Annotated in this window: 9 protein-coding genes; all 9 read right to left on the reverse strand. The window is 49.2% G+C overall.

From position 1 onward, the window contains the following. Positions 1-118 precede the first annotated feature (118 nt). Complete coding sequence (gene flhB, locus ACYVTD_RS07950; RefSeq protein ID WP_461247240.1) at positions 119-1,321, reverse strand: flagellar biosynthesis protein FlhB; 1,203 nt, start codon at positions 1,319-1,321, stop codon at positions 119-121. Then, positions 1,318-2,193 carry a flagellar biosynthetic protein FliR gene (locus tag ACYVTD_RS07955; RefSeq protein WP_461247241.1) on the reverse strand — a complete coding sequence of 292 codons (876 nt, stop codon included), beginning with the start codon at positions 2,191-2,193 and terminating at the stop codon, positions 1,318-1,320. The genes flhB and ACYVTD_RS07955 overlap by 4 nt, the downstream gene beginning before the upstream one ends. A 10-nt stretch (positions 2,194-2,203) precedes the next feature. Next, a complete protein-coding gene (gene fliQ / locus ACYVTD_RS07960) occupies positions 2,204-2,473 on the reverse strand; it encodes a flagellar biosynthesis protein FliQ (RefSeq protein ID WP_461247242.1) in 270 nt (89 codons plus the stop codon). Between the two features lie 78 nt (positions 2,474-2,551). Next, positions 2,552-3,409, reverse strand: a complete 858-nt coding sequence (fliP, locus tag ACYVTD_RS07965; protein ID WP_461247248.1) for a flagellar type III secretion system pore protein FliP — start codon at positions 3,407-3,409, stop codon at positions 2,552-2,554. Between the two features lie 17 nt (positions 3,410-3,426). After that, on the reverse strand, positions 3,427-3,990 hold the full coding sequence (locus ACYVTD_RS07970; RefSeq protein WP_461247243.1) for a FliO/MopB family protein: 564 nt from the start codon (positions 3,988-3,990) through the stop codon (positions 3,427-3,429). 149 nt (positions 3,991-4,139) lie between these two features. Further along, the gene (locus ACYVTD_RS07975) at positions 4,140-6,518 is read right to left on the reverse strand and encodes a homocysteine S-methyltransferase family protein (protein ID WP_461247244.1); all 2,379 of its coding nucleotides are present in this window, start codon (positions 6,516-6,518) and stop codon (positions 4,140-4,142) included. Continuing rightward, positions 6,518-7,156, reverse strand: coding sequence for a vitamin B12 dependent-methionine synthase activation domain-containing protein (locus tag ACYVTD_RS07980; protein ID WP_461247245.1), 639 nt, complete (start codon positions 7,154-7,156; stop codon positions 6,518-6,520). The genes ACYVTD_RS07975 and ACYVTD_RS07980 overlap by 1 nt, the downstream gene beginning before the upstream one ends. 1 nt (position 7,157) lies before the next feature. Next, positions 7,158-8,021, reverse strand: coding sequence for a methylenetetrahydrofolate reductase (locus ACYVTD_RS07985; protein ID WP_461247246.1), 864 nt, complete (start codon positions 8,019-8,021; stop codon positions 7,158-7,160). A gap of 45 nt (positions 8,022-8,066) precedes the next feature. Then, positions 8,067-8,761 (reverse strand): ThiF family adenylyltransferase (locus tag ACYVTD_RS07990; RefSeq protein ID WP_461247247.1); only part of this gene is annotated, 695 nt, incomplete at its 5' end.

The raw sequence follows: 8,761 nt of genomic DNA on the forward strand, positions 1-8,761 counted from the left end.
GCATTACGATGATTACAATTACCATGACGGCGGGAACGCTTTCCCTGAAAAAACCGATAAAATTATTGGACGGCGTTCTGTCCGCGCCAACTGCTACGTCAGCCATTTATACCTCCCATTACGCGCTCATCCTTCTGCGCCGTTTTTCTTCGTTCAAGTACCAAACCTTGCTTATTACAAGAGCCACCGTACTCCAGTACTCTTGAGGGATAATATCCCCCACGTTGATCTTTGGGTCGCGGTACAAAGCCCACGCTAGGGGTTTGTTTTCCACCAGCGGAACGTCGTTCTCCTGCGCGAGATGTCTGATCCTCGCGGCCACATCATCTTCGCCCATCGCGACTATCATAGGCCCTTCCATGTAACGCTGATCGTACTGGATTGCCACGGCAAGGTGGGTCGGGTTTGTTACAACAACGTCCGCTTTTGGAACCGAGACCGCGATATTCTGCCTTAACAATTCCCTGAAACGGCTGCGTATCCTGCTCTGTATTTGCGGATCGCCTTCGTACTGTTTATGTTCTTCTTTTACCTCATACCTTGTCATTCTGTTGCGTTCCCTGAAACGCCAGCGTTGGAACATATAATCGGGTATCGACAGGATTATCAGCAAAATGGCCGAGATGATCAGCATCTTAATCGCGATTGAAGACACTAACGCAAGCCCTTCATAAACACCCGTTTTTTGCAGATTAAGCAGTTTTCCTTTTTCCGAATAAATCAAAATAAAAGCCACAAAGCCTATAATCGCCATCTTTACGATAGACTTAAAAAAATTGTAAATTCCGTCTACGGAAAAAATGCGCCTGAAATACTGCCCTATCTTTGGCAGCACTTTTGTAATATCGGGAGTAATCGGCTTTGTGGTAAACATGAATCCGATTTGCACGACATTGGAAAAAATCGCCCCCACTACCGCGACCGTTAAAATAGGCCAGGCAAGCTTTACGAAATACCGCAAAAGAACGGCCAGAATTACGGCGTCCTTTGTAGGATCCAGTTCTACGACGCGTTCGAAGAAAAAGCGCACCATCTCGACGCATGTGCGAAGCATCGAAGGCGCTAAAAATAATAACAGCATGGCGGGAAGGAACAAGCCTATCGCGCCTACAAGCTCCTGACTTTTTACAACCTGGCCTTCTTTCCGCAGTTCTTCAATTTTATGTTCGGAAGGTTCTTCGGTCTTGCCCGGCGTGTCATCGTCGTCCGAAAACCACTGCAAGTGGATAGTGGATAACGGATAGTTGATAGCGGTTAGTTGATAGTGGTTAGCGCGTAATACGCATAATGTATTTAGATCCAAACCCAACAATTTGCTCATAACGCGCCTCCCGCCGTTATCTGGCGGCCAATTTGTATGTACAATGTTTGGATGGATCTAAAACCAGATTCAATCACGTTGGAAAAAGCCTGGGTCATAAACGGAAGCGAAGCGTAGATAAGAACAAACGCGACGGAAATTGAAATGGGGAAACCTTCGGAAAGAATGTTGATCTGCGGGGCGGCTTTGGAAATAAGCCCCGTCGTAAGGGACGTTAAAAACAGCGTGCCTAAAATCGGCAGGGAGATGACCATCGCGTCCATAAACAGGCTAGAAAGGCCTGAAACGACCATTGTAACAACGGGTTCCCTGCCTTCGACAAGGGAAATAATGTTTATCGTTTGCACGGAACGCCAAAAGCCGCCGAGGAAAAGGGTTTGAAAGCCGCCGATTGTTATAAAGACCAGCATGGACACAAGGTTTAGGTATTGGCCCATGAGGGGGTTTTCTATCTGCGACAACGGGTCAAAAGTTTCCGACGCGCCAAAGCCCATTTGCAGGGAGAAAAATTGTCCGGCGGTGGAAAAAGCGGAAAAAATAATCAATATGTAAAAACCGATAATAAGGCCGATTATCCCCTCCCCTATAACAAGCAGGAAAAAGCGAATGCTTAACGCCTCGGAGCGCAAATCGCTTACGGTGCCGCCGGGCAGGGTAACCAAACCGGCCGGCGAGTTCGCCGCCATAAATATCTCCGCCGTGGGAAGGACGGCGAAAGCGGCAAGACCGGCAAGGGAAATTTTTACCACCTGCGGAATCGACTCGGACGAAAGCAGGGGGGTAACTTCTATCATGGCAAGCGCCCTTACGGCAATCAGAATAAATACCGGGCCAAAGAGAAGAATGTTCTGTAAAACGGCGTTATCTACCATTTCCCTCCGCCTACCTCGCCATATCCGGAATACGCTCGAACAGATGCCTTGTGTACTCCCCAAGAGACGTGAACATCCAACCGCCCAACGCGGCAAGAACTATAAGAATTACGACCACCTTCGGCACAAAAACAAGGGTCTGCTCCTGAATGGAAGTCGTCGCCTGTAATATCGCAACGACCAAACCTATCACAAGCGCGGAAATTAAAAGAGGCGACGCTATCATCAGTATCTGCAACACTCCCTGACGCAAGATAGCCGTAATTTCACCGATACTCATTTATATGATAACCTCCATTTATGCGGCGTTAGCCGCAATTATAATCGAACATGAAACGAAGTTTCATGACCCCCACTATTAAAAGAACGAATTAACAAGCTGTCTGGTTAACAGCCCCCAGCCGTCCACAAGAATAAAAAGAATAAGTTTAAACGGCATGGATATCATTACCGGCGGAAGCATAATCATGCCCATGGACATAAGGGCGCTCGCCACCACCATGTCAATTACTATGAACGGAATAAACAGCAATATTCCGATCCTGAACGCTATTGTAAGTTCGTTAAGAATGAACGCGGGAATTAAAATGTATACGGGAACATCTTCTAACGTGTTGGGCTTGTCAAGGCCGCGCATCGCCATAAAAAGCTGGATATTCTTCTGCCCTATGGTAAGCTTCCCGTCTCGGCTTCTTCCCATTTGGCTGTACATAAAAATTTTTAACGGAGTTTCCGCTTCGCGGTATGCGCCCCATACGGAAAGCTCCCCATCCGAAAGCGGTTTTATCGCGTTATTGTATATCGTGTCGAACGTGGGCCACATGATAAACACCGTCAAGAAAAGCGAAATTCCCAAAATTACCTGATTGGGCGGAACCTGCTGTAACGAAAGGGCGCGTTTGACAAAATCCAGAACGATTGATACGCGCAAAAAACTTGTCATTAAAATTATGATGCTGGGCGCGAGGGCGAGAACCGTTAACAGCAGAAGCAACTGCAAAGAAAAAGACACTTCCTGCGGGTTGGATGGATTACGCACCGTAAGATCGATAAAAGGAATCACGGGTGGCGCGGGAGGAGTCGGCATATTCATAGTCGCGCGCGCAGCCTCGCCCGGGAAAGGCGCCGCTGGCTGCGCCGCCTGGGCGTTAGCCGAAATTGGTAAGAATAAAAATAAAGAAACAAATAACAGGAAAACCGTTAAGACTTTTTTCATTGAAAGTTTTTTCATCTTTACAGCCCCTTAAACCTTTCGCGCCTTTTGCGGATATCATCTACGCTAGGGGCTTTTGATTGCGCGGGCAGGCCAAGACGGCGCAGCATTGAAATAAAATCGGTAAAGCGCCCCTGCGTTTCCGAGGTACTCTTTGATTCTTCCAGTAGCATCGCGTCTATTATTTCTTTATCTTCAACTTCGCCGATAAGGTTTACTCCGCCGTCGCTGGAACCCAACAGCCACGCCTTGCTCCCTACGGAAACGATATGCGCGTAACGGTTCACGCCAAGGTGGGCGGTAGCCAAAATTTTTAAGAAGGGGCTTTTTGATACGGCCTGTCTGGAAGAACGTTTAAGAAAGTAGACCACGCCGTATATGGCGGCGGCGGTAAAAGCGAGGACAAGTATCATTCTGATAACGGGCCATACGGACGAACCCGTCTGCGCGGCTGGAGTCTCATCCGTTTCGTCGAAAGTATAAGCGCGTTGCGCGACCAGTAACGGATCATCCTGTACGGCAGGCTCTTCCTGCGCGTAAGCGTATTGAATTTGGATAAGAAATCCCGCGGCAAGCAGGATCAAGGCAAATAAAGATATTTTCAGTTCTCCCCTCCCAAGTCGAAACCGATTTACCTAAATTGTATCTTTTTTTTCCATTAATGGCAATAGAAAATGAATTTTTCTTTGAAAATTTTCGCTTTTTTTCGGGTTTTTTCGGTATTTTGGCGGATTTACGCCAATACCTCTTGAGCGTAGCGGACGGAGCTTATCGCGTCTTTCGAGTAGTAATCCGCGCCTATTTTATGGGCGAAACCTTCCGTAAGTACCGCCCCGCCCACCATTATACGGCAATTTGGCACTTTTTCTTTGAGTAATTTGATCGTTTCCTCCATGAAAACCACCGTTGTGGTCATTAAAGCGCTTAATCCGACAAGATTTACGCCTTCTTTAAGGACAGTTTCCAGAATTATAGAGGGTTCCACGTTCTTTCCAAGGTCAATTACCTGAAAATTATAGTTTTCTAGGAGAATTTTAACGATATTCTTGCCAATGTCGTGTACGTCGCCCTTTACGGTCGCGACTACGATTTTACCGCGCTTTCGCTGGAAGCCACCCTGCTTTGACATTTTTAACGACAGGGCTTCAAAGGCCGCTTTTGCGGCTTCGGCGCACATCAAAAGTTGGGGTAAAAAGATTTTTTGGCGCTCAAAATCCCTGCCCGCCATGTCCAACGCCGGAATTAAATGTTCATTGATAATATCCATCGGCGGGGTATTTTCGCTCATGGCGCCTGCCGTCTTTGCGGATTGTTCCTTTAGGCCGCGAAAAATCGCCTCCTGCAAGCCCACTTCCTTCTCCGTTCCCTTCGCCGCGGCATGATTCGCCGTCTCCTTGTCCTTGCCTAAAAAGCGGGCTATAAAACGCTCGCAGTTCTTATCCGCGCCGTTTATCGCCTGAGACACGTATACCGCGTCCATTATCGCGCCGTTCATCGGGTTGACGATTCCGGCGCTTAGGCCCGCGTTAATGGCGAGAGATAAAAACGCGGCGTTAATGTTCTCCCTGCCGGGAAGCCCGAACGAAACATTGGAGACGCCGAGAATCGTCTGCACCCCGACCTTGCGCCGCAGAAAATCCACCGCTTCTAGGGTAACGCGGGCGTTGTCCGCGCCGGTGCTTATCGTCAGGGTAAGAGCGTCAAAGATTATGTCCTTTTTGGGAATGCCGTATTCTGTCGCGTAGCCGATAATTTTTCCCGCTATTTTTAACCTGCCTTCGACCGTTTCGGGGATTCCGTCCTCATCTAGGCAAAGCGCGACGACGGCGGCGCCGTATTTTTTTACGAGGGGAAGCATGGATTCAAGGGATTCTTTTTTGCCGTTTACCGAGTTTAAAAGCGGTTTGCCGTTGTAGAGCCGTAAGGCGCGCATGGCGGCTATGGGGTTCGCCGTATCAATTTGAAGCGGCGTTTTTGTTACGCCCTGCAAGCCGCACACAAGTTTAGAAAGAAGCCCCACTTCGTCAACGTCGGGAAGCCCCACGTTCACGTCGAGTATGCGCGCGCCGTGTTCAACCTGATCCAGCCCTTCCCGGTATAAAACGTTCATGTCGCCTTCAAGGAGGGCTTTCTTCATGCGCGGTTTGCCGGTCGGGTTAAGACGCTCCCCGATAATTACGAAATCGCCGCCGAAAACGACCGTTTCCCCGTAAGAGCAGACGGCGGTTACGTCTTTTTGCGTAACGGGAGGAAGCGGGATGTCTTTGCAGGCGCGGACGGCCTGCGCTATGTGTTCGGGAGTAGTACCGCAACAGCCGCCGATAATCCGCGAGTTATGCGCAAGTTCAGCCATTTCCGCCGCGAACTCTTCCGGTTTAAGGCTGTATACCGCCTTTCCGTTTACCCTCTCAGGGATTCCGGCATTTGGGCTTACAATTACGGGAATACTGCTGTGGCGCGCCAATTCTGGCAGTAATGTTATAAGCTGCGCGGGACCAAAACCGCAGTTAAACCCCACCGCGGCGGCCCCAAGGCTTTCGATTAAACATACCGCGGTTTGTATGTCGGCGCCGTTTAAGAGCCTGCCGGAACTGTCGGGGGTAAAAGTTACGAACACCGGAAGATCGCAGGCTTCCTTCGCGGCGAGCATAGCCGCCTTAATTTCATAAGTGTCGTTCATTGTTTCCAATAGAATTAAGTCGGCCCCGGCCTTCGCGCCCGTTTTTATCATTTCCGAAAAAATATCAACCGCCTCTTCAAAATCCAAATCACCAAATGGGGCGAGCAGTCTGCCCGTCGGCCCTATATCCAGCGCGATAAACGCGTCAGTACCTTTCGCGGCTTTTTTTGCGATTCCTACGGCGGCGGTAATTATCTGTAATTCCGAATAACCCGATCCAGAAAGGGCCAGCCTGTTCGCGCCAAAAGTGTTTGTTTTTAAGATGTGACAGCCGGCTTTAAGGTACGCTTTATGCACGTTTAACACGCTGTCTGGCTTTATTATGTTTAAAAATATGGGAGGCTCTCCGGGAACGAGTTCGTCTTGAAGCATCGTCCCCATCGCGCCGTCAAAGATTAAGCGCCCTTTTTCAAGCCGTTTTAATAAATCCATTAGTCAACCCGCCTATATTCGCACTTTGTATTCGCGCAACGCCCGCACTTGTTTTCGCCGTCTTCATTTTTCTCTTTGCCGAAACCGACAACGGCCGTAACGGATTTTGAAGGGATAAGCATATATCCCTCCGTAAGGGTAAGGGCGATTTGTTTTTCACAATTCAGCAATTTAAGGATTTCCTTCTGCCAAATGATGTCGAAATCGCCGTAACCGGGGCTGAAACGCAATGTCGGGTACAGGCCTTCCAGCCGCGAATTTTGCGAAGCTTCGTTAACGACGGAGTCGCAGTACTCCTCTATCATTGTAACGCATACCGCCTGGGCGATAAGCGCTTTTTCCATGTCCTGCTCGTTGTAACGTCGCAGAAGGTTGTCCGCCCCCGTTCCTAGGGTCGCGGCCATTAAAACGGCTTTTTCACAGCCGCATAAATGATAGGCAAGATCGCGGCTATTAACACTCATTTCGCCAAACGCGACATTGCCGTTCGCGCTAAGGCAGTCCCAAATACCGAATACGTTTTTCGCGTTTACGGCCGAGGCCGCCTCTTTTGACACAAGCTCTATTTGCGATATGATTTGTTCGTCGGCTTCCGCCCCGCGATAACCTAAATAGCGCAAAACTTCTTTTGTATCCATATTATTTAAATATTTCCGATAAATTTTTTATGATTTGGCCTGCGATATCCGGCTTGTTCATGGTATAGATATGGATATTGCGGACGTCGTTCGCGATAAGGTCGATAATCTGTTCGGTCGCGTAGGCGATCCCAGCCTGATTCATCGCCGCGCTGTTATCTGCAAATTTATCCACGATGGCGCGGAAGCGCGGCGGCAGAATCGTGCCTGAAAGTTTGCAGATGCGGGCGATCTGCTTTCCGTTTATCACGGGCATAATGCCGGCGATTACGGGCACTTCAATTTTATGGTGCAAAAGACGGTATAAAAAGTTATACAGAATATTGTTATCAAAGAACATCTGCGTAGTTAAAAAACTGCACCCGCAGTCCACTTTGCTTTTAAGGCTTTCGATATCCTTATCAAGGCTTTCCGCTTCTGGGTGGCCTTCCGGGTAACACGCCCCTCCCACGCAAAAACCGCCCGCGGTTTGAATCTCTTTCATTAAATCGCACGCGTGGTGGTAATGCGCGTCCGTCGGGAAAGGATGCCCATCCGGAATATCCCCGCGCAAGGCGAGGATATTTTCGATATTGCCCGCCTTAAGCTTTGATAAAACGTCGTTTATAGTTTTTCTGTCGGAAGAAACGCAGGTTAAGTGCGCCAGCGCGGGGATGCCGTTGTTTTGCGATTCAGCCGCTAGGCTTACGGTATGCTCGCTCGTGCCGCCTCCCGCGCCGTAGGTAACGCTTATGAACGACGGACGAAGGGCGGCGGTCTTACGGACGACATCCTGAGCGCCGGCAAGCCCCGATCCGTGTTTTGGCGGAAACAGTTCGCAAGAAACGGTAATTTTCCCCGTGTTCAATATATCGCTTATCTTCATAGGTTATTAATATTATATATTATTTTTTTAATTGAGTGTATGGCTTTAATAGATGGGCATGCTCTTGTCTACGTCCCTCGCCCATGCGTTAAGGCCGTCCTGCAGGTTTAAAAGTTTGCCTTTGTAGCCCGCGTCCTGCAATGTGCGTATTCCTAAAATGCTTCGCTGGCCTATTTTACACAAAAACACCGCGTCTATTGCTGGGTCTAGCTCTTCCATGCGCCTTTCAAGCTGGCCGAGCGGAATTACTACGGCGTTCGGGAATTTAACGATTGCGCGTTCATGGGGTTCCCTTATATCTATAAATTGAATTTTATCTCCGTTATCAAGGCGTTTTTTTAAGTCGAGGGCGGTTATGGTATCTATAGGTTTGCTGTCGGTATTTTTTTTCAAACCGCAAAATTGTTCATAGTCGATAAGTTCGTGAATGGTGGGATTTTTCCCGCACACGGGACAGTCTGGATTCTTCTCTAGTTTTAACTCGCGAAACGACATCCGCCACGCGTCAAATAAAAGAAGACGCCCAATCAAAGGCTTTGCGCCGCCGACGATGAGCTTAATCGTCTCCGCCGCCTGAATCGTCCCGATAATACCGGGCAGAACTCCCATAACCCCGCCTTCCGCGCAGGAAGGGACAAGCCCCGGAGGCGGCGGCGACGGGTAGAGGCAGCGGTAACAGGGGCCGTCTTTCGCGCCGAAGACTGTCGCCTGCCCGTCGAACTGGAACACGGAGCCGTAGG

This window comes from Treponema sp. R6D11 (genome assembly GCF_054786075.1).